Origin of the sequence: Pandoraea commovens (assembly GCF_902459615.1) — a bacterium.
In the GTDB taxonomy this organism is placed as follows: Bacteria; Pseudomonadota; Gammaproteobacteria; order Burkholderiales; family Burkholderiaceae; genus Pandoraea; species Pandoraea commovens.
In genome coordinates this window covers 354174-375868 of record NZ_CABPSA010000005.1, presented here as the reverse complement: position 1 = coordinate 375868, position 21695 = coordinate 354174, and the positions used below count along the sequence as shown (strand labels likewise).

At 62.8% G+C, this 21695-nt stretch carries 20 protein-coding genes; 12 read left to right on the top strand and 8 right to left on the bottom strand.

What is annotated here, in order from left to right; genetic code table 11:
- Positions 1–60: 60 nt before the first annotated feature.
- Together PCO31010_RS16920 and PCO31010_RS16915 are read right to left on the bottom strand one after the other, a co-directional pair.
- Positions 61–1815 carry a chloride channel protein gene (locus PCO31010_RS16920; RefSeq protein ID WP_150665327.1) on the bottom strand — a complete coding sequence of 585 codons (1755 nt, stop codon included), beginning with the start codon at positions 1813–1815 and terminating at the stop codon, positions 61–63.
- 116 nt (positions 1816–1931) lie between these two features.
- Positions 1932–2369 (bottom strand): MarR family winged helix-turn-helix transcriptional regulator, encoded by a 438-nt coding sequence (locus PCO31010_RS16915; RefSeq protein ID WP_150665256.1) that lies wholly within the window; start codon positions 2367–2369, stop codon positions 1932–1934.
- Between the two features lie 250 nt (positions 2370–2619).
- On the opposite strand from PCO31010_RS16915, the gene PCO31010_RS16910 reads away from it, so the two are divergent.
- Positions 2620–2862 carry a hypothetical protein gene (locus PCO31010_RS16910; RefSeq protein ID WP_039400430.1) on the top strand — a complete coding sequence of 81 codons (243 nt, stop codon included), beginning with the start codon at positions 2620–2622 and terminating at the stop codon, positions 2860–2862.
- A gap of 76 nt (positions 2863–2938) precedes the next feature.
- On the opposite strand, the gene PCO31010_RS16905 is transcribed toward PCO31010_RS16910, so the two are convergent.
- The gene (locus PCO31010_RS16905; RefSeq protein WP_246184643.1) at positions 2939–4168 is read right to left on the bottom strand and encodes a porin; all 1230 of its coding nucleotides are present in this window, start codon (positions 4166–4168) and stop codon (positions 2939–2941) included.
- 383 nt (positions 4169–4551) lie between these two features.
- On the opposite strand from PCO31010_RS16905, the gene PCO31010_RS16900 reads away from it, so the two are divergent.
- The 5 genes from PCO31010_RS16900 (at position 4552) to PCO31010_RS16880 (ending at position 9201) form a co-directional block, all read left to right on the top strand.
- The gene (locus PCO31010_RS16900) at positions 4552–5499 is read left to right on the top strand and encodes an N-formylglutamate amidohydrolase (protein ID WP_150665255.1); all 948 of its coding nucleotides are present in this window, start codon (positions 4552–4554) and stop codon (positions 5497–5499) included.
- Positions 5496–6290: an IclR family transcriptional regulator gene (locus PCO31010_RS16895; RefSeq protein WP_150665254.1), complete on the top strand. Its 795-nt coding sequence runs from the start codon at positions 5496–5498 to the stop codon at positions 6288–6290. Before PCO31010_RS16900 ends, PCO31010_RS16895 begins: the two co-directional genes overlap by 4 nt.
- Before the next feature lie 67 nt (positions 6291–6357).
- Positions 6358–7845 carry a YfcC family protein gene (locus PCO31010_RS16890; protein ID WP_150665253.1) on the top strand — a complete coding sequence of 496 codons (1488 nt, stop codon included), beginning with the start codon at positions 6358–6360 and terminating at the stop codon, positions 7843–7845.
- A gap of 260 nt (positions 7846–8105) precedes the next feature.
- Positions 8106–8594, top strand: coding sequence for a hypothetical protein (locus PCO31010_RS16885; protein WP_150665252.1), 489 nt, complete (start codon positions 8106–8108; stop codon positions 8592–8594).
- A complete protein-coding gene (locus tag PCO31010_RS16880; protein ID WP_150665251.1) occupies positions 8581–9201 on the top strand; it encodes a hypothetical protein in 621 nt (206 codons plus the stop codon). The genes PCO31010_RS16885 and PCO31010_RS16880 overlap by 14 nt, the downstream gene beginning before the upstream one ends.
- Here the strand turns inward: PCO31010_RS16880 and PCO31010_RS16875 are convergent.
- Entirely contained in the window at positions 9158–10606 is a 1449-nt protein-coding gene (locus PCO31010_RS16875; RefSeq protein ID WP_150665250.1) for a DEAD/DEAH box helicase, read from the bottom strand. The genes PCO31010_RS16880 and PCO31010_RS16875 overlap by 44 nt on opposite strands.
- A gap of 124 nt (positions 10607–10730) precedes the next feature.
- Here PCO31010_RS16875 and PCO31010_RS16870 point away from each other — a divergent pair, with 124 nt between their 5' ends.
- The 4 genes from PCO31010_RS16870 (at position 10731) to ahpF (ending at position 15255) form a co-directional block, all read left to right on the top strand.
- Entirely contained in the window at positions 10731–12011 is a 1281-nt protein-coding gene (locus PCO31010_RS16870) for a helix-turn-helix domain-containing protein (protein WP_150665249.1), read from the top strand.
- A 44-nt stretch (positions 12012–12055) separates the two neighbouring features.
- Positions 12056–12736 carry a Vgb family protein gene (locus tag PCO31010_RS16865; RefSeq protein ID WP_150665248.1) on the top strand — a complete coding sequence of 227 codons (681 nt, stop codon included), beginning with the start codon at positions 12056–12058 and terminating at the stop codon, positions 12734–12736.
- A 167-nt stretch (positions 12737–12903) separates the two neighbouring features.
- Positions 12904–13467 carry an alkyl hydroperoxide reductase subunit C gene (gene ahpC, locus PCO31010_RS16860; protein ID WP_039372199.1) on the top strand — a complete coding sequence of 188 codons (564 nt, stop codon included), beginning with the start codon at positions 12904–12906 and terminating at the stop codon, positions 13465–13467.
- Between the two features lie 195 nt (positions 13468–13662).
- Positions 13663–15255 carry an alkyl hydroperoxide reductase subunit F gene (ahpF, locus tag PCO31010_RS16855; RefSeq protein WP_150665247.1) on the top strand — a complete coding sequence of 531 codons (1593 nt, stop codon included), beginning with the start codon at positions 13663–13665 and terminating at the stop codon, positions 15253–15255.
- 83 nt (positions 15256–15338) lie between these two features.
- On the opposite strand, the gene PCO31010_RS16850 is transcribed toward ahpF, so the two are convergent.
- A complete protein-coding gene (locus PCO31010_RS16850; RefSeq protein ID WP_174984848.1) occupies positions 15339–16094 on the bottom strand; it encodes a 4'-phosphopantetheinyl transferase family protein in 756 nt (251 codons plus the stop codon).
- A gap of 416 nt (positions 16095–16510) precedes the next feature.
- Between PCO31010_RS16850 and PCO31010_RS16845 the strand changes: the two genes are divergently transcribed.
- On the top strand, positions 16511–17509 hold the full coding sequence (locus tag PCO31010_RS16845) for an aldo/keto reductase (RefSeq protein WP_150665245.1): 999 nt from the start codon (positions 16511–16513) through the stop codon (positions 17507–17509).
- Positions 17510–17607: 98 nt separating this feature from the next.
- On the opposite strand, the gene PCO31010_RS16840 is transcribed toward PCO31010_RS16845, so the two are convergent.
- Positions 17608–18627, bottom strand: a complete 1020-nt coding sequence (locus tag PCO31010_RS16840; protein ID WP_246184642.1) for a sigma-54-dependent Fis family transcriptional regulator — start codon at positions 18625–18627, stop codon at positions 17608–17610.
- Between the two features lie 300 nt (positions 18628–18927).
- Between PCO31010_RS16840 and PCO31010_RS16835 the strand changes: the two genes are divergently transcribed.
- Complete coding sequence (locus tag PCO31010_RS16835; RefSeq protein WP_150665243.1) at positions 18928–19842, top strand: LysR substrate-binding domain-containing protein; 915 nt, start codon at positions 18928–18930, stop codon at positions 19840–19842.
- Positions 19843–19867: 25 nt separating this feature from the next.
- On the opposite strand, the gene PCO31010_RS16830 is transcribed toward PCO31010_RS16835, so the two are convergent.
- Positions 19868–21094, bottom strand: a complete 1227-nt coding sequence (locus PCO31010_RS16830) for an aminotransferase-like domain-containing protein (protein WP_150665242.1) — start codon at positions 21092–21094, stop codon at positions 19868–19870.
- Between the two features lie 94 nt (positions 21095–21188).
- On the bottom strand, positions 21189–21680 hold the full coding sequence (locus PCO31010_RS16825; RefSeq protein WP_150665241.1) for an SRPBCC family protein: 492 nt from the start codon (positions 21678–21680) through the stop codon (positions 21189–21191).
- Positions 21681–21695 lie beyond the last annotated feature (15 nt).

Genomic DNA, 21695 nt, shown 5'->3' with positions numbered 1-21695 from the left:
CGGGCGCGCGTCAATGGTGCCGACGCGCGCCCGGCGCTTAACGCATGCGTGCGGCGATGCTTAGCGACGTTTGCGTCCGAGGTGCAGCATGCGTTCGCGCACTTCCTCTTCCGAGCGCCAGTGTTCGGCCGGTTTGACGAGGTCGCTGCGGCTGATGATGCCAATGAGCTTGCGCGAGGTGGCGTCGCTCACCACCGGCAGACGCTCCAGATGGTGCGCGGCGAAGCGGGCCGATACGATGCGTCCGGTTTCGGACGGCAGGGCGACGAGCGGCGGATTCACGCCGTATAGCTGGCCCAGTGTTTGCAGACCTTGTTCCTGTGCCCGCGTGAGCGCCTGACGATCGACCATGCCGAGCACGGCGCGCGATGCGTCGATCACCGGATAAGCGCGGTGACGTTGCGTCACCCCAAAGGCGCGTTGCGCCGCTTCTTCGATGGTCATATCGGCGACAAGCGCTTCCGGCTCGCGCGTCATCAACTCGCCGACGTGAAGGCGTTCCAGCGGATCGACGCCATACTCACGATGAATGTGACGTCCGCGCCGCGCAATCTTCTCCGTCATGATCGAGCGCGGCATGATCCAGATCGTTACGCCATACGACACGCCACAGGTGAGCAACAAAGGCAGCAGCGCATTGACGTCGTGCGTGAGTCCCAACGCGAAGACGATGGCCGTGAGCGGGGCACCGAGCACGCCCGCGAGGGTGGCAGCCATGCACACGAGCGCCCACAAGGTGATGTCGCCGCCGGGCAGAATCGGTGCGAGCAACGTCCCCAGACCTGCGCCGATCATGAGCAGCGGGGCCAGCACGCCGCCGGAGGTGCACGAGCCGAGCGCAATCGCCCAGATCAGCGCCTTGACGAGCAGCAGCGCCGCTGCCGCATGCAGCGTGAAATGACCGGCGAGCAGGTCGGCGATCACGTCATAGCCCACACCCAGCGCGCGCGGTTCAAGATAGCCGCCGATGCCTACGGCGAGGCCGCCGATGGCTGGCCACCACATCCAGTGCACGGGGAGCTTGTGGAAGGCGTCTTCGATGGCGTAAAGCGCGCGCGACATCCCGGCCGACAGCAGCCCGGCGCACACGCCCGCGATCACGCATGACACCAGCGCAATCGGGGAGACGGCGGGCGTCGTCATCGGGAAGAGCGGCCCGGCTTCGAGCAGCAACGGACGCGCAAAACCGGCGACGGCACACGCCACGATCACCGGCAGAAGACTGCGGGGGCGCCATTCGAACAGCAACAGTTCGACAGCGAGCAGCACGGCCGCGACCGGCGTGCCGAACACGGCGGTCATGCCCGCCGTGGCACCGGCTACGAGCAGCGTCTTGCGTTCGGCGGCGCTCAGGTGGAAGTACTGAGCGATGAGCGAGCCGATGGCCCCGCCCGTCATGATGATCGGACCTTCCGCGCCGAACGGTCCGCCGCTGCCGATCACGATGCCGGACGACAACGGTTTGAGCACGGCCACGCGCGGCGACATCTTGCTCTTGCCGAAGAGAATCGCTTCGATCGCTTCCGGAATGCCGTGGCCGCGAATCTTGTCGCTGCCGAAGCGCGCCATGGCGCCAACGATCAGACCGCCGATGACCGGCAGCACGATAACCACGGCACCGAGCGTGTTGCCCGCAGGCGAGCGTGGGGCGAACGAGAGCGTTTGATAGAAGAAGAGGTTGGTGAAGCCCTGAATCAGGTTCAGCAGCAACCAGGCGGCGGGCACGCCGCAAAAGCCGATGACGGCGGCCAGTGCGATGAGGCGTGGCAGTCCCGGCGCACGTGCGAAGTCGCGGGCGTGTTCCGGCAAGGCCATGGGCGCGAGCGGTGAGTGATGGGCACTCGACGCTTGCGTCGGCGCAGCTTGAGAAGTCGGCTGAGAAGTCGGTTGAGAAGCAGGTTGAGAAGCGGATGCCATGACAGTCCTGGGAATTACAGATGAACGCCACGAATGTGGAAGATGTCCGCAAACGTGCTCAATTCGTTGCGGTGCTGCGCAGCGAGATTCGCGAGGCAGGCTTCGCCGGTCGGCGAGAGATGCACCTCGACCACGCGCCGGTCGCTCTCGTTCTGGCGGCGAGTCACGAGGCCAGCCTTCTCGCATCGGGCGACGAGGGCCACTACGCTGTGGTGCACCGCTTGCAGGCGCTCCGCCAATTCACTGATGGACGCCCACTCGCGTCCCGGAATACCTTTGACGTGCAGCAACAACAGATATTGCTGGGGCGTGATGCCCCCTTCGCGTGCCGCCGTCTCGCTGAAATTGAGGAAGCGGCGCAGGCGATAGCGAAACTCGGAGAGCGCTTCGAAATCGCTCTTGGTCAGCGCGTCACCTGTGATCGGTGCGTTCGGCGGAGTCGGTGCAGTCATAAGTCGGCCGTCAGGGAAATGGGATGTGTCCGAAAACCGAAAAATATATCACATCGCGATATATTTGCTTGGTCTTAGGGATAGCCGGGGTGACAATTCGCGGCTGATGCGTGCAGAATCGCGAAAAAACGAGACTCAGTAGTGACTGGAAACTCGATCCCCGCCAAGACGTAGCAGTGCCGGAGTGCTGTTCACCGGGAACCGGCGACAGACGTCTTCCGAGCGGGCCGACCTCTGACAGGGAGGAGACATGGCTTCCACGGTCCGACGCCGCTGGCGTACGGGTACGTTGTTGTTGCTGTCGGTGGCACTTGGTTCGACCGTTGCCGCTTATCACTACGCCACCGGATTCGAAATCGGTGGCGGTGTTTTTCAGCAGATTGGCTTCGGACGTCAGGGCACGTCGTCCGGACATGCCGCGCATGCGCGCGGTGCGCCGTCGCGCTGTTCCGGAAGCGATTGCCGGGACGACGGGGAGTCGCCTCCCCGCTGATGTTCGGCAAAGCACCGCCGCACCCCGTTGCAGGGTGCGGCTTTCCTATGCTTTCCTACCTTTGATCCGAGCCGTGTCAGAACGTATGACGCATGCCGATGGTCATGGCGTTCTGCGTCGCGTCGCGTCCCGGTGCGCCACCCGTGATGCCCGGGTTGTACATGTCCGTCGCGCGCAAGTTGGCGAAGTACGTGTAGATGTCGGTGCGTTTGGACAGGAAATAGTCCAGGCCGACGTTGAATTGCAGCAGACGACCCGTCGCCGGTGCGCCCACGAACGAGTAGCGCGAGTGCAGGACTGCGCCGATCAGTTCCAGATTCGGCAATACCCAGTAGTTCACGCCCACGTCGAAGACGTTCGTCGCGTTGTTGTTCGATCCGGCGGCCGCGAATGCGCCACTGCTTGCGGTGCTGGTAAACGTCGTGGCGAACGGGGCGGCGGTGCCGCCAAAGCGTGCGAGCGGCTGCAACGTGCGCGACCACGACGCGTAGACGCGCGCCTTATCCCACTTGTAGCTCGTGCCGACCATCCACGTGCGGATACACACTGCGCCTGCGTTGCCGTAGGCCGGATCGCAGCCTGCGCCGGATGACGCACCCACGTCGCTCGACGTGTTCGTGCTCGCCGTGCCCGTGCCCAGACGCGACTGCCAGTAGCCGAAGCCCACACCGAAGCCGCCGTACTTGTAGTTCGCACCGAAGCCCAGCGATTGCCCCGTGGCCATCGACCCGGCGGTGCCGCCGAAGCCGTACGTCACATTGGCGGTCAGCCCGCGGAAGTCCGGTGTGTCGTAACGGATCGAGTTGTTGGCGCGATTGCCGCCCACGCGGTCGAGGTTGTTGTCGTGAACGCCGTTGATGAAGACGCCGAAGTTGTAGACGCTCGAATACCAGGTGGCGATCTCGTCGATGTAATCCTTACGACGGCCGATTTGCACCGTCCCGTACGGGCTGGACAGGCCGACGACGGAGGTGCGTCCGAGCGGCAGATTGCCCTGGCCGGACGTGCCGTTGGCTACTGAAAAGCCGCCCTCAAGAATGAACAGCGCCTTCAGGCCGCCCCCGAGATCCTCCGTCCCCTTCATGCCCCAGCGCGATTGCTGGAGATCGCCGCTGTCCACGCTGAACCGGCTGCCCGTGGCGGTGCCGGTCGGTCCCGCGACTTTACTGACGTAAGTCAGTCCGCTGTCGATCAGGCCGTAAAGCGTGACGTTGGATTGCGCGAGCGCCGACGTGCTGAGCCCCGTCAGTGCCATTCCCATCCCCATGACGGCCACGCGAGCGATTGGCCAGGCCTTGTGCTTCATATCCCCCCTCCGGGTGTTGGTGTGAAATTCGGTTTGTTACAAATGTTTTAATAATTAAAACAATGTTTTGAAAATTATCGATTCGATGCTTCGGAGACGTCAACCGACGAGAAAAAAATCGAGCGTGCAGGAGGAGAGGGGATTGCCGAATTTTGTATTTCAATCAATAAAACATGCTTGATGGCATTGGTTTTTGTGATGACTGGCAGCCGGGCATTTGCCATCTCCTGCGTCGATGACAGATTCCTCAATTGACCGGCTCAAATTTTTGAGGTTTAATTTTTAATACGTTGTTTTAATAAATAAAACAACGAGGATTTGTGAGTTTCGATGGCAGCGATTTCGACCGGACAGCGGTCGTGGGAACGCGGAAAAAATTTTTGATGGTGACGCAAGAAAACAACAAGGCTGGAGGCGCGAACCTCACAACGGTTTCGTCGGCAGACATTTGCGTGTCGCATAGCGAAGCGTGCGTCGTCACGCGTCCGGCTGCGGGCGCGGTCGACGCTTCGCTGCCGATCGTGTTCGACTCGCCGCACAGCGGCGTCGGCATGCCGGACGACTTCCACACGCCGGTGCCGCATGAGGCGCTCCTCACCGGCTGGGATGCCTTCGTCGCCGAGCTTTGGGCGTGCGTGCCGCGCCACGGCGGCACGCTGATCGCCGCGAACTTCCCGCGCATGTATATCGACGCCAATCGTGCCGTGACCGACATCGATGCCGACATGCTCGACGCGCCCTGGCCGGGGCCGATTGCACCGGAGAAGTACTCGGCGCGCGGCATGGGGCTGCTGCGTCGTTACGCCTTGCCGGGCGTGCCGATGTACGACCGGAAGCTGACGGTGGCCGAGGTGCGTCATCGCATCGACGCGTATTACCTGCCGTACCGTCAGGCACTGATCGACGCGGCGCAGGACGCTTTTGCACGTCACGGCGCGTTGTGGCACGTCGACTGTCATTCGATGAAGTCGCGAGGTAACGCCATGAATGTGGACGACGGTGCGGCGCGCCCCGACATGGTGGTGAGCGACCGGCTGGGCACGACGTCCGATCCGGTGTTCACGCAGTGGGTCGCCGATCAACTGCGCGAACTGGGCTATCGGGTGCAGGTCAACACGCCGTATCAGGGCGGCGATCTGCTCACGGCGGTGAGCGATCCGGCCCGCCGCCGTTCGAGCCTGCAAATCGAAATCAACCGCGCGTTGTACATGGACGAAGCGCGCTTTGTGAAGCACGCAGGATTTGATACGCTCGGGCGCCATCTGGAAACGTTCACGGCTGCGCTCGCCCGGTGGGTCCGCTCGCAGTCAAGCCCGAAGGAAATCCCATGAACTACATCGTCGATTCCGTCGACAGCGCCCTGAAACTGCTCTCGCTCGTTGCGGAGCATCCTGGGTTGGGCGTGACCGAGTTGTCCAACCGTCTGGGCATCAATAAGTCACGCACCTATCGCATGTTGTGCACGCTGGAGCACAACCGCTTCGTGCTGCAGGACGAACGCACGACGACCTACGCGCTCGGCCCGCAGGCGTTTGTGATCGGGGTGGCTGCGTCGCAGCAGAACATTCTTGTACGCGCGGCGCAGAAGCACATGCTGACGCTCAATCAGGCAATCAACGAGACCGTCGTGCTGCGCGTGCCTGAAGGGTTGGAAACGGTGTGCGTCGCACGCTGCGAGACCACGCATCAGGTGCGCTCGGTCGGCTCGGTCGGCAATCGTCGGCCGCTCAGCTCGGGGGCGTCGGGCAAATTGCTGCTCGCGTTTTCGCAGGACGCCATTCGCAACGAGTTTTTCGCGCGGATGAAGCACGTGCCGGTCGCGGCCGACGCGATGGCATTCGCGGATGAACTCGCCGCCGTCGCCCGCAAGGGCTATGCGATGAGTGCGGGCGAAGTCACGAGTGGCGCCGTCGCCATTGCGGTGCCGGTGCGCGACGTGTCCGGTGAGGTTGTGGCAGCCCTCTCGATTTCGGGACCGGAAGCGCGCATCAGCCGTATCGAGATCCCGGATTATCTGGAGCGTCTGCAAGCGTGCAGCCGTCAGATTTCCGCTGAACTGGGTTACACGGGCGGCGCTGCCGCACCGGCCTCGTTCGAGGCGCAAGCCAATAAGGTGGCGTAGCCGACTGCCTCAGGCGCGGTGCGACGTCATTTCACGAATACAACAAGAGACAACAGGCAAGACAGACATGACAGCACTCGCGCCGACACCCGTCGACGGGCACCCCGCATCCCCGCAATCCGAATTGCCGGACCCGCCCGCGGGGCCTACCGAGAAGCCACACGGCAAGATGTTGCACCCCGTCGTCATGATGCTGTGGGTGCTCGTGATGGCTGTAGCGATGACCTGGTGGGTCGATGCCGGACGCTTCGAGCGCGACGGCAAGCTCGTGGTGCCGGGCACGTACGAGGTGGTGCCCAAGACGCACGACATCGGCATGCTTGTCGCGCCCAAAGCCACGCACAGCACCCCTGAGCAGGCACAACCGGCGAACGTCGTCTCCGCGTTTCTTTCGGTGCCGCAAGGGTTGGTGAAGAACGCACCGCTCATCTTCATGGTGATGTTCGTCGGCGGCATGTTCGGTGTGATGCGAAAGACGGGAGCCATCGACGCAGGCATTGACCGGCTGTTGCAACTCACGTCCGGCAATATGTACGTGCTCGCACCGCTGCTGATGGTGCTGATCGCGCTGGGCAGTACGCTGCTCGGCTTCATCTCCGAGTATCTCGTCGTCATTCCGATGGTGATGGTGCTCACGCGCCGCCTTGGACTGTCGAATCTGTTTGCCGTCGCGCTGGTGGCGATTGCGGCAAAGATCGGTTACATCGCATCGGTGACGAACCCGCTGGCGCTCGCCGTGGCGCAGCCGCTCGTCGGCTTGCCGCTGTTCTCGGGGATCGGTCTGCGCATCGCGGTGTTCGTGGTATTTCTGGCGCTGGGCATCGCGTACTTCCTGTGGCATGTGTATCGCAGTGAGTACCGGCTAAGTGAAGCGCGCGCGCAGATGGCGACGGTGGCGCATCTGCATGCGCGGTTGTCGGGGCGTCACAAGGCGACGCTGCTTGTGCTGGCTGTGGCGGCCGCGATGCTCGTCTACGGTACGAGCGAACTGAAGTGGGGCAATCTGGAGTTGTCGGCCTTTTACGTGCTGACCAGTCTTGTGACGGCCGTCGTCGGTCGTCTCGATTCGCGCACGGCGGCGGACGCGTTCGTCGAGGGACTCAAGGGCATGATGCTCGCCGGGTTGCTGATCGGTCTGGCGGCGTCCGTCGAGATCATTCTGCATGGCAGCTATGTACTCGATACGCTGATCAACGACTTCACGCGCACGGTGCGCGGACAGTCGGCGGTGGCAGTGGCGAACGGGCTGATGGGCGTGCAGATGGCGTTGGACGTCTTCATTCCCTCGGTGTCGGGCAAGGCGGCGGTGAGCATGCCGATCATCGGACCGATCGCGCAGCTCTCGGGCGTCAGTCCGCAGACGTCGGTGCTGGCGTTCCTGCTCGGTGGCGGACTGACGAACATGATCACCCCGACCTCGGGCATGCTGCTCGCCTATCTCGCTACGGCACGTGTGGGGTTCGGTCAGTGGATCAAGTTCATCCTGCCGCTGTTCCTGGTGCTGCTGTTGCTCTCGGGGGGCGCACTCGCGTTTGCGGTGGTGACTGGGTATTGAGTAATTTGCGTAGGGCTTTGTGAAAAGCTCGGCAATTTCTGATTTTCGTTTCGAAGGCACTGGGTCTATCGGAAGCCTTCCGTATGCGCCTCACGCCGTAGTTTCAAGCCGGAGGCGTACCGCTTCACATCTCCCAGAGCAAATGCCCGCGTCGCACACGTTAGTGCGTCACGTACGCTCATGACTTCTTCAACCCCTCGGCGATGGTGCCGCGAGCGAACACTTCGCTGCGGAGTCCGCCGAGTCCTGTGAGTCATGAAATGAGTGAATTACGTCGGGAAAAATCTTTCCTCCTCAAGCAATATCTCGAGCGCGTAGACGCCTTGCTACAAGACGCGACCCGGTGGTGTCATCGACACAAGCTGGAGGTCGAAACTCGACTTCAGTTGTTGAGTGAGGAAAGAGAGGGGAAGTACGAAGCGCCTGCTTTGTACATCTCAAAAGATGGCAATCTGCTGGCCAAAATCGTTCCGGCAGCGTCTGATGCCCTCGCCGCAGATGGCCTTGTGGAGATCGTTGGTTCGTACACATTCCACAATCTGGTGTTCTACGGAGAGTACGACCCGGGGTTCAAATCAGCGACGATTGTCATTCGCCGACCCGGGAATCCGCTGAGAGGGCGGCTCGTACGAAGAATAGAAGAGAACGGATGGTATTGGATTGAGTCGAGGGTACGCCGCGCGGTGCTGCTCGATGAAGCGCTGTTCATGGACTTGCTTGCGGACGTTTGTGGCCATGACATTCATTAATCCACTGGAGGTCGTCTATCAGGCATATCGCGTCTCGCATGAGAGTCTTTTCGTTGTGGCGTACATTGCGCGTGACCATGTTGATGGGGTACTCGTGCCACGGGCTGGACTCTTTAGTGCTGTGCGCGAGGACGTTGAAACCGCCTTGGTGAACGCGGAAAAACAAGCCGCCGATCTCGCAGTTTTCGCGCTTTTTGCCACGTTTGAACGATACGTCGTCGAGCGATTGCAGACGGCAAATGAGTTGCTGGCATCTGGACATCCCGCGGGATATTCGCGCAAGCTTGCCGAGAAGTTCAAGTCAGAGGTCGAGTACTGGCGATTCGACGAGATTCTCGACCTTTTCAAACCGGAGTTGGACGTAAATCTGATCGGACGCGCGAAGCAGATCAAAAGATACCGAGATTGGATCGCGCACCGGAACACCAACAAGGAACCTCCTACAAAGGTGTCCCCGGATACTGTGTTTGAAGTGCTAAGCAAAGTCGTAGACGAAATCAGTCAGACGCACGATGTTCCGAGCGGGGCCGACCGCAAAATGCTCGCGTCACCGCAGAGCCCGATCAGCGTTTGCCGCGACCACCCGAAGGTTTACCGGCAGGCTTAAGCAAATTCGCGACGGAGTCTTTCGCGGGCTTGCTACGCGTCTTTTGTCCGCTGAACGGGTTGCCGCTAGCGGGCTTCGGACTGTTACCCGTCGACGCCGGGCGCTGTGCCGCGGGTTTGTGCTTCTTCTCGCCGTGTTGCGGCGTCGCCTTCTTGCTAGGCGCGGGTTGCTTGCCGACGCCGCCTTGCGGAAGGCTCGGCACCTTCGGCTTCTTCGGCTTTTTCGGCTTCTTGATGATTTGCCCCGTCGCGCTGGTCTCCGGCACGCGGTGTTCGGCTTCGAAGCCGGGTTCTTCCTCGCGACGCAGCGTTTGCTGGATCAGTGCTTCGATGGCGGCCAGTTGTGGCGCTTCGTCGGCGCACACGAGCGATACGGCCACGCCGCTTGCCCCCGCGCGACCGGTGCGGCCGATCCGGTGTACATAGTCTTGCGCCACGATCGGGAGATCGACGTTGATGACGAGCGGCAGGTCGTCGATGTCCAGTCCCCGCGCGGCGACGTCGGTCGCCACCAGCATCTGTACTTCGCCCGTCTTGAAACGCTCCAGCGCACGCAGTCGTGCGGGCTGCGGCTTGTCGCCGTGGATCGTGTCGACCGAGTAGCCCGCCTCATCCAGAACGCCTGCCAGATAGTCCACGCCATTACGGGTCTTGACGAACACCAGCGCGTGCTTCCAGTCGTTCTCGGCGACCAGATGCATGAAGAGATCCGGCTTGTTGCGCTTGTCCACCGGGATGACCCACTGCTTGATTTTGCTGGCCGTGGCATTGCGCGGACTCACGCTGATGTCGACCGGCTCTCGCAAAATGTTCGCGGCCATCGAGCGAATGTCGTCGGTGAACGTCGCGGAGAACAACAGCGTCTGACGTTGGGCCGGGAGCGCGGCAAACACTGCGTTGAGTTCTCGCGCGAAGCCCAGATCCAACATACGGTCGGCTTCGTCTAGCACCAGCGTCTGCACCTGATCAAACTGCACGGCGTTCTGGCGATTCAGATCCAGCAGACGACCCGGCGTTGCCACGAGCACATCTACGCCCTTGCGCAGCTTCATCATTTGCGGATTGATGCTCACGCCGCCGTAGGCTGCGAGAAATCGCAAGCTAAGTCCCTTGCCGTACTCGACGAAGCTTTGCAGCACCTGTTCCGCCAGTTCACGCGTGGGCACCAGCACCAGCACGCGCGCCCGGTTGCTGGAGACTTGCGGTCCGAGTTGCACGAGACGTTGCAACAGCGGCAGCGCGAAACCCGCTGTCTTGCCCGTGCCGGTCTGCGCGGCTGCCATGACGTCCTTGCCCGCGAGGACGGCAGGAATCGCCTTCGCCTGCACCGGCGTAGGCGTCTCGTAGTTGAGATCCTGCAAATTCCGCAGCAACGGATCGATCAGACCCAACGAGTCAAAAGACATGGACGTATTCCGGACGAAAACCCCGATTTTAACGGTTACTGGGCCTAGAACTTTGCATCCGTCGTGCGACCGTTCGACAGCACTCGGTCCAGGACTTGGCTGTCGCGCGCGGTAATATCCCGCGATGGACTCCCTCATTGCCGCTTCGGCCCGCGCGCTGGCGTCGGGCGATCCGCTCGGCGCACTGCGTCGTGTGGCGCTTCGCGATGACCCGCCGGCCCTTGCGTTGCGTGGGATTGCGATGGCGCAGCTTGGGGATTTCGCTCGCGCCCGGGATCTGCTCAAGCGTGCTGCGCGTGGCTTCGGCACGCATGAGTCGGTCGCTCGTGCACGGTGTGTCGTTGCGGATGCCGAGGTCGCGCTCGCTATGCGAGACCTCGGTGGCACGCACCGGTCGCTACAAGCCGCTGCGTCACAGCTTGCCGAGTGCGGTGATTTCCCCAACGCCATGCTCGCGCGGTTGATCGTTGCGCGGCGTCTGTTGCTGCTCGGCAAACTCGATGCCGCAGCACTTGCCCTGCAAGATGCGCCGTTGCCCCATGCACCTGCACGATTGACGGCCGTGCATGCACTGACGACAGCAGAACTTGCCTTACGTACGCTACGCATCGCCGACGCTCATGCCGCGCTCGCCCAGGCGCAGGCCGCAGCGGCGACCGCCGACGTTCCGGCGCTCAGCGCCGAAGTGCGGCGTCTTCGCGAGACGATGGGGCGTCCGGCAGCGAGACGCTGGCATCGCGATGGCGAACAGATGCTGTCGCTCGCGGAGGCCGCGACACTCCTGCACTCGGACACCCTGGTGGTCGATGCCTGCCGTCGAGGTATCGGGACGGGCAACGTGTGGCGTCCGCTGGCCAGACGGCCGGTGCTGTTCACGCTTGCGTTGCATCTGGCGCGTGCGTGGCCAGGGGATATCGACAGAGAGACACTGATCGCCGACGCGTTCCGCCTGCGTCGTCCCGACGAGACGCATCGGGCGCGCCTGCGTGTCGAAATCGGACGCTTGCGCAGTGTGCTCAAAGGCATCGCTGAGATCGATGCAACACCGCGCGGCTTTGCCTTGCGCCCCCTTGACGTTCACCCACGCACTCACGCAAGCGAGCGAGCCACGACAGTCGCCGCTCCTGACATCGCCAGACCTTCCGTGACCGTCCTGCTACCGCCCATCGACGGCGAGCGCGCCTCGCTCGTCGCGTTGCTGGCAGACGGCGCGGCCTGGTCGACGTCGGCACTTGCACTCGCATTGAACGCGAGCCAGCGCTCGGTCCAGCGCGCACTCGGCGAACTGGAAGCGGAAGGGCGCGTGCGTGCCGTCGGCCTCGCGCGGGCGCGGCGCTGGATGGCGCCGCCGCTCACCCAATTCACGACAATTTTGTTACTCCCTGCCGGATGGTCGTTTGGCTAGAGTGGACTTGCACGCCGAACGCGGCGTAACAACCGGAGCCTGATATGACGAGCACACCGCAACGAAACTTCCGCACGGCCGCCGTGAGCGCAGCCGACATCATCAGCGAATACGGCCCCTTTCCGGGCATCGATCGCATCCACGGCGTGACCTTCGACGGGCAGCAGGTATGGGCGGCGACAGGCGAGACCCTCGTCGCCTTCGATCCCGCGAACGGCAAGGTCAGCCACACCGTCGATGCGCCGAGCGATGCGGGCACCGCTTTCGATGGCAAGCATCTGTACCAGATCGCCGAGTCGCGCATCGACAAGATCGAGCCGTCCACCGGCCGCGTGGTGCATTCGATTCCTGCACCGGCAGATCGCGGTAGTAACTCGGGTTTGACGTGGGCCGAGGGCAGTCTGTGGGTCGGACAGTATCGCGACCGACGCATCCTGCAAGTCGACCCGACCGATGGACGCGTGCTACGCACGATCGAATCCGATCGCTTCGTGACCGGCGTGACGTGGGCGAACGACGAACTATGGCACGGCACGTGGGAGAACGACGAGAGCGAACTGCGCCAGATCGATGCCGTCAGCGGCGAAGTTCTGAAGCGTGTCCAGATGCCGGACGGTCTGGTCGTGAGCGGCCTCGAGTATGACGGCAACGGCACGTTCTACTGCGGCGGCGCAGCCAGCGGCAAGGTGCGCGCGGTGCGTTATCCGAAGGGCTCGAACCGCTGAGAGGGTCCGAATCCCGTGGCCGTCCGGATGGGGGCGGTCGTCATAGCAGCCAGGCTATCGGCCCCGATAGCCTGGCTTAATCGCATAGATTTTTATAATCAATTTCTACATATCGATAGCATTCGGCATACTGGGAACACTTTCCACCCCGTCCAAGAGACTACGACATGCCGATCATCAACACCCAGATCAAGCCGTTCAAAGCCAACGCCTATCAAAACGGCGACTTCATCACCGTGACCGACGAAACCCTGAAGGGCAAGTGGTCGGTGGTGGTGTTCTATCCGGCCGACTTCACCTTCGTGTGCCCGACCGAGCTTGGCGATCTGGCCGACCATTACGAAGAATTCAAGAAGCTGGGCGTGGAGATCTACAGCGTGTCGACCGACACCCATTTCACGCACAAGGCCTGGCACGACACGTCGGACACGATCCAGAAGATCCAGTACCCGATGGTGGCGGACCCGACGCTGGCGATCTCGCGCAACTTCGACGTGCTGATCGAAGAAGAAGGCCTGGCGCTGCGTGGCACGTTCGTGATCAACCCGGAAGGCGAGATCAAGCTGTGCGAAATCCATGACAACGGCATTGGCCGCGACGCCAAGGAACTGCTGCGCAAGGTGCAGGCAGCGCAGTACATCGCCGCTCACCCGGGCGAAGTCTGCCCCGCCAAGTGGACGCCGGGCGCTGAAACGCTGAGCCCGTCGCTCGACCTGATCGGCAAGATCTAAGCACCACCCAGAGTTTCACCGGTAGTACCGCAGCAAGCGCCGCTCCTGTCACGCAGCGGCGTCACCTGCCGGCGCGCGGGTCCCCCCTAAAGCCCGCTGCGCCGGCACCCAACCCCGAATTCCCGACGCTTACCTGCGCCAGCCCCCGGCCGACGCGGTGGACCTCGCTCACCCTATCGAGACGGAAAAACAGCCATGTTGGACGCGAACCTCAAAGCCCAGTTGCAAACGTATCTCCAGAAAGTCACGCGCCCCATCGAAATCGCCGTGTGGCTCGACGATAGCCCCAAGTCTGCAGAAATGAAGGCGCTGGTCGAAGAGATCGCCCCGCTGTCGGACAAGATCGCCGTCGTGGCACGCACCGATGCCGACGAGCGTCGTCCGTCGTTCGCGATCGGCACGCCGGGCGAGGCACCGCGTATTCGCTTCGCCGGATTGCCGATGGGCCACGAGTTCACGTCGCTGGTGCTGGCACTGTTGCAGGTCGGCGGTCACCCGCTCAAGCTCGACGACGACACCATCGAACAGGTTCGCGCGCTCGATGGCGACTTCCGCTTCGAGACGTATATTTCGCTGTCGTGCCAGAACTGCCCGGAAGTCGTGCAGGCGTTGAATGTGATGGCGCTGATCAATCCGCGTATCCAGCAAGTCACCATTGACGGCGCGCTGTTCCAGAGCGAAGTGGAAGCGCGTCAGGTGATGGCCGTGCCGACGGTGTTCCTCAACGGCGAATCGTTCACGCAAGGCCGCACCAGCGTGAAGGAACTGCTGGCAAAGCTCGACACGGGGGCGACGGCGCGTGCAGCGAAAGCGCTGGAAAACAAGCCGGTCTACGACATGCTGATCGTGGGTGGTGGCCCCGCAGGTGCGGCGGCTGCGATTTACGCTGCTCGCAAGGGTATTGCGACGGGCGTAGTGGCTGAGCGTTTCGGCGGTCAAGTGCTCGACACGATGGCCATCGAGAACTTCGTCTCCGTCACGCACACCGAAGGGCCGAAATTCGCCACGGCGCTCGAACAGCACGTGAAGACGTACGACGTCGACATCATCGACACGCAACGTGCCGAAGCGCTCATCCCAGGCAAGATTCACGAAGTGCATCTGGCCAGCGGTGCGGTGCTCAAGGCTCGCGCCGTGGTGTTGGCCACCGGTGCACGCTGGCGTGAAATCGGCGCGCCGGGCGAGCGCGAATACCGCAATCGCGGCGTGGCCTACTGCCCACACTGCGACGGCCCGCTCTTCAAGGGCAAGCGCGTTGCAGTGGTTGGGGGCGGCAACTCGGGCGTAGAAGCGGCCATCGATCTGGCGGGCATCGTCAAGGAAGTCACGCTGATCGAATACGGCACCCAGCTGCGCGCCGACGAGGTGCTCCAGCGCAAGCTGCGCAGCCTGCCGAATGTGCGTGTGTTGATGAATGCGCAAACGACCGAGATCGTCGGTGACGGTCAGAAGGTGAACGGCCTGACTTACCTCAACCGTGCGACGGGCGAGCGTTCGACGATTGCGCTCGAAGGCGTGTTCGTCCAGATCGGTCTGGTGCCGAACACCGAATGGCTCAAGGGCACGGTGTCGCTCTCGCGTCATGGCGAGATCGAAGTCGATGCCAAGGGCGCGACCTCGGTGCCGGGTGTGTTCGCCGCAGGCGACGTGACGACCGTGCCGTTCAAGCAGATCGTGATCGCTGTCGGCGAAGGCGCGAAGGCGTCGCTCGGCGCGTTCGAACACCTGATGCTCAGCTCGGTAGAAGACGAAGTCGACGCCGAGCAGAACGAAGCCGCTGTGGCCTGAACACGCATCGGGTCATTGTCGTTGCCATGAAGTAAGCCGCCCTCGGGCGGCTTACTTTTTTTGCGTCGAATGCGTGATCGACGTCATGCGTCGATGCGCTCGACGCTCACCCCCCCTGCGCTGGAGACGGTGCCCGTCACGCGCAGCGCCGGGTCCAGCCAGTCGGTCATCGCCCACACGCCATGTGCCACGCGACGTTGCCAGGCGCGCAGCGGCGCTTCGCTCATTGGCAGGGCCGACAGGTCGATACCGCTCATCTCGTCCAGCGTCGTGCCGCCGACCTTGATCAGGCTCTCTTTGCGCGTCCAGAGACGCAACCAGGCCAGCGCACGTGGCGACGGTGCATGATGCGTGCAGGCGACGCTGGCGAACGCGCCGAGTCGCTTGCGCTCGCGCTCGTTCAGGCCGGGGAGGTCGACGTCCGGGGCGAGTGCTTCGTCCCAGTGTTCGACGTCGATGCCGACGGGCAAGATCGCGCACGCCGCAGCGACCGCGCCCCGGGTGTGGCTCAGACTCACATGCAAGCCCGGATGCGCAGGCAGACGCGGGCGTCCATGCGCACCGCCACATTGCTCGCAGCGCTGCACGAGAACATAGGTGCGCGCTGCCGGGCCGGGCGTGTCCGGACGCCCGGTAATGCGCGCCGCAGCGACCCGCGCCAGAATGTGCGCTGCAACATAATCCTCCCGATCGGACGGTCGGGAAAACGCGTCCGCCCGCCTGCGCTCGTCCGGGCTCAGATGCGCGGCCCATCCCCTGAATCGGGCCAATACGTCTCCCGAAGCCCCGTAAAGCGCCAGCCCCGTGCCCGCTTGCACGGCGTTCTTGTCGTTGTTCATCGTGTGTCGTGCGCCTGTGGGTGGCGAGGACAAATGACGGACTCCAAGCAATTTGGATGCCATATCGACAGCCACGTGTTCCCTCTGTGGGCGGCTACTTTCGATGCCGCATCACATGCGCGGACACCTGTCGCAGGCTGCGACAGGTGTCGCAGCTTCGGACAGCTGTTTGCGCAGGTGTGCGATGTCGAACACGCGTTCTAACCGCGATGTCGCGCGTCGCCATCGGCACGATCGTCAGTCGTGTTCCGAGCAGACATGCGGGTTACGTGAGGGGAGTGCCGTTCAGCGCGACGATTCGAATGAAATGCCGACGTCGCAGACAAAACAATGGATCGAAACTTGCATGGTGAAGACGACGTACCGGCGTCGACCGACAGACGCCGGACCTACGACCACTTCAAAGGAGTTCGACAATGCTGCCAACACGCCGGTTGGGGAAACAGGGGCTGGAAGTCCCCGCCATTGGGCTGGGTTGCATGGGCATGCACTATGCCTATGGGCCTTCCGACGAAGCTGAATCGGTTCGCGTGCTGGAACGGGCGATAGCGCTCGGTTGCAATTTCTTCGATACGGCTGAAGTGTATGGCCCGTTCGAAAACGAGCGTCTTCTCGGTCGCGTACTCAAGGGCCGTCGCGACAAGGCGATCATTGCGACGAAGTTCGGATTTCGCTTCGAAAACGGAGCGGTCACGGGGGCCGACAGCCGACCCGAGCATATCCGGGAAGTGGTCGACGCCAGTCTGTCGCGGCTCGGCACGGACTACATCGATCTGCTGTATCAGCACCGCGTCGACCCCAATGTGCCGATCGAAGACGTGGCGGGTGCCGTCGGCGAGCTCGTCAAGTCGGGCAAGGTGCGTTACTTCGGGCTTTCGGAAGCCAGTGAGCGTACCGTCCGTCGCGCGCATGCCGTGCATCCGGTCAGTGCGTTGCAAAGCGAATACTCGCTCTGGCATCGCGATATCGAAGCGTCGATTTTGCCGTGTCTGCGCGAGCTGGGCATCGGACTCGTGCCGTTCGGACCGCTCGGGCGTGGCTTTCTGACGGGCACCGCGCGGCGCGCCGAGGATTTTCCGGAAGGCGACTCGCGTCGCACGTCGGACCCGCGTCTGCAAGGCGAGCATTTCGAGGCGAACGTGAAGCTGGCGCAGACGCTCGCGGGCTACGCGGCGCAAATCGGCGTGACGCCTGCGCAATTGGCGCTGGCGTGGCTGCTCTCGCGCAGCGACGACATCGTGCCGATTCCGGGCACGCGCCGCATCAGCCGTCTTGAGGAGAACCTTGCGGCGGCGAGTGTGCATCTAGACCCGGGCATGGTGCGCGCGCTCGACGCCCATTTCGGCACGAACGCGACTTCCGGAAACCGCTACAAGCCGACCGCCATGATGGCGTTGCTGGCGGATCCGGCGTAGTGGTGTAAGGGGATGGAAGAGAATTGAAGCGAACGGTGGACGAGGGGCGCGAGGCGTATGCGGCCCCGTCGTCCGGCCGTTCGTTTCTCGCGTCGATATCAGCGATCCGGTCCGAGCAACACGTCGCTGCCCATATCGCGCACATGAGGAATATGCAGTTCACGCAGTTTGCGATAGAGCGACGTGCGGCAAATGCCGAGTTCGCGAGAGGCGGCGGAGATATTCCAGCGTCGCGACGACAGCACTCGAATAATGATCTCGCGCTCGCCGTTGGCGATGGCCGATAGCGATGCGAGCGGTGCGATCTGGATGTTGCCAGCGGGCCCTGACGCCACGGACGCGCCCGGCGAGAAGGCTGCCGGTGTCATCGCTGGCGCAATCGCGGGAGCCATCGCACTTTGCAGCAGATTCGCAGGCAGGTCGGACACACGGATCGTGTCGCCGCTCCTGACTGCACAGGCGTACTGAACGGCCGCACGCATCTGACGCAGGTTGCCCGGCCACGCATAGGACAGCAGTAGCTCACGCGTCTCGCGATCGAGCGATTCGAAACTGGCTTTGCCGTGAGATTCGGCGACGATCATCGCGTCGAGCAGCCAGGCGCGGTCCTGCCGCAGACGCAGTGGCGGCAGATGCACGATGCCGACGGCTACGCGGTAATAGAGGTCTTCGCGAAACGCCCCCGTCTGCACGCGGGATTCGAGATTCTGGTGCGTCGCACAAATGAGTTGCAGGTCGACGGGAACCGGCGCGGACGCGCCGATGGGCGTGACTTCCCGCTCGGAGAGTACGCGCAACAAACGTGTCTGCTGTGCGAAGGGCATATCGCCGATTTCGTCGAGGAACAACGTTCCGCCATCGGCCTGTACGACCTTGCCCTTCATGCCGGTGTTGAGGGCACCGGAGAAGGCGCCGCGTTGGTATCCGAACAATTCGCTTTCGATAAGGTTTTCGGGAATCGAGCCGCAATTGACCGACACCATGCTCGCCTGACGGCGTGCGCTGTAGTCATGCAGGGCGCGTGAGAGGTACTCCTTGCCGGTACCGGTTTCTCCGAGAATCAGAATGGGAAGTTGGCGATCGATGAGCAGTCTGGCACGCGCGAGGGTGGCCAGCATGGAGGGATCGCTACCGCAGAGCCGGTCAAGCGTTGGCCGGGAGGAGTACTGAAAGTTTGCGTTTGAACGGTCCAGCGGATCGTGGGCGTACATAGCGTCTCTCATTAACTTTATAGGAATTGGCGGGCGCTGCGTTTGGCTGCGCGGTATCGCATCATGGCGAATGCCGTGGGGGGTGCTCCATAAAGCAAGACCAAGCATAGTTCGATTCGCGAGCGGTCTCCAATACCATATGATGCGATGACTGATACCGGTTCGCTATGAATAGAAACCGATGTTCTTTTAAGGGGGGAAGGCTCCATGGAACTGAGGCAACTTCGCTATTTCGTAGTACTGGCCGAAACACTCCACTTCGGGCGCGCAGCGAATTTGCTGCACATCTCGCAACCGCCGTTGTCGCGTCAGATCGCGATGCTCGAAGAGGAGTTGGGGGTCGTATTGTTTCAACGCACACAGCGCAGCGTGGCGCTCACTGCGGCAGGACAGCGTTTCTATCGCGACGCACGCTCTGTGCTCGCCACGCTCGATCAGGCGCGCTCTCACGCACGCGCGGCCGAAGTCGGCGACTCAGGCATGCTGTGCGCCGGTTTCATGTTTGCGGTCGCATGCAGCGTGCTTCCCGTGCTCACGCGCGCATTTGCTGCGGCGTTTCCGCGTATCGAGGTCAAACTCAAAGAGTCGATTCCGACCGACCTCGCCGCCGAACTTCGCTGCGGCAAGGTGGACGTGGGCATCATGTATTCCTCCGATGCGTCGGTCGAGCTATGCACGGAAACCATCTTCCGCGAACCGCTGGTGGCGGCGCTGCCTGCCGGTCATCGGCTAGCAGCGCGCTCGGCCATTTCGGTTGCCGAATTGCGTGACGATGCTTTCATCATTTCGCCGCGTGAAGCATCGCCGTTCATCCACAACACCATCACGGACCACTGTCGCCAGGCAGGTTTTTCACCGCGTATTCGACTGGAGACGAACTTCCAGCAGACGATCGTAAATCTGGTCGGACAGCGCCTCGGGGTCGCACTGGTGCACAGCTCGATGCGCAGCACGCGCGCGGAGAACGTGCAGTTCGTGCCGCTGCTGCACGCGCCGCATATCGACGTGGCGTTGGTATGGAGCGCGACCAGCAGCAACCCGTGCGTACAGCGCTTTGTGCAGACGGCGCAGAACATCGGACTGTTCGAGCCGTCGGACGCGGCACTTCAGGCCTGCGCCTGAAGTGCCGGTGTCGGGGTAGCGGAACCTAGGAGACGGTGAGGCAGGTTTCGGTCTTGCGAAGCCGCGCCTCGATCGCCTGCGCCAGGCGTGCAATCCCGGTTTCGATCTGTGAGGGGGTGGCGGTCGTGAACGTCAGCCGCATCGTGTTCGCCTTCGGTGAGACGGCATGGAACGATGCGCCCGGAATGAACGCCACACCGCGCGCCAACGCGTCTTCGAACAGACTTGCGCTGTCGATGCCGGGCGGCAGCGTCACCCACAGAAACATGCCGCCTGCGGGGCGCGTCCAGCTCACGCCCTCAGGCATATGCTCGGAGAGGCATTTGAGCATAAGTGCACATTGCGCCCGATACCGCAGACGAATGGCTTCGAGGTGCGTGTCGTACTCGCCGTCGGTGAGCAGGGCATGCGCGAGCCGTTGCGTGATGCCGGTCGTGTGCAGGTCGCTCGCCTGCTTCGCCTGCAACAGCTTGATCATGAGTTCTTCCGGCGCGACCACGTACCCCACGCGCAGGCCCGGTGCAATGACCTTCGAGAACGAGCCGAGATGCACGACGTGGTCGGGCGCCATCGACAGTAGTGAAGGCAGGGTCACGCCGGTGTAGACGAGTTCGCCGTAAGGATCGTCCTCCACGATCGGTAAGCCATGACGGATGGCCAGCGACGCCAGGGCCATGCGCCGGTCGAGGGGGAGCGTGCGTCCCGTGGGATTCTGGAAGTTCGGTTGCGTATAGAGCAGGCGCGCATTGCGCATCGACGTCTCGTTGAGCCGTTCGGGCAACAGGCCTGCCGCGTCTGTCGAGACCTCTTCGAACACGGGTTCGTATTGCGCGAGCGCCTGCACCGCGCCTAGATAGGTCGGCGTCTCGATCAGCACACGCGAGCCGGGATCGACGAGCACGCGTGCGACGAGGTCGAGCGCCTGCTGTGAGCCGGTCGTGATGAGCACTTGAGACGGACTGACTGCCGCGCCCTGCCCGGTCAGCCGCGCGGCGATAGCCTCACGTAGCGGCAGATAGCCCTCGGACGGCCCGTACTGCAGCGCTCCGATGGCGTCGCGCCGCAAGATCCGGTCGACCGACGCCTGAAGCCGTTCGACCGGCAACGCGTAGGGCGAGGGCAGGCCGCCCGCGAACGAGATGATGTCAGGCCGCTCGGCGACCTTGAGCAGTTCACGCAGTGCCGAAGGCTGCATGCGTTGCGCGCGCGCCGCGAGCTGCCAGCGACCGGCGGGCGGGAGATGTCTGTCCATTGTGCGGTCCGCAACGAAGAAGTGGGACGCCCTCACGACGCGAGCCGTGAGGGCGCAATACCATCGATGACATCGATGCCGGGCAACTCGCGCTTTACTCGTTGAACATCTTGCGCAGGTTGTCCATCGCCATCTTCAGGAAGCCGACGGCGAAATCGTCGAACGCCGGCTGATCCTTCGGATTGCCGGAGCGCGCTTCGCCGACGATGCGATACGTTGCCGTACATGCCTTGTCGCCGCGCGGCACCACTTCCATCGACGCCCACATGTTGCCGATGTCGAACGTCGTGTAGATCAGCGTCCAGCTCATGGTCATGGCGTCGTCGTTGCGCGTGTTGAGTTGCTCGACGACGAGATCGCCACCCGTGAAGTGCTTGTGACGCAGCGAGCGCGGGCCGGTCGCCGTGCCGGTCATCTGGATGTATTCGAGACCGGTCACGAAGCGGTTGTAGCCGTCGAAGCGGCCGACGATGTTCCACACGTCGCGTGCAGACGCATTCAGGTCGGCTACCCCGGCGTGCACAGTCGTCGTGAGGTTGTGGATCAGCGTGTCGGGTTGCAGTTCGGTGCGGACTTTTTGCAGCATGATGAACTCCTCGAT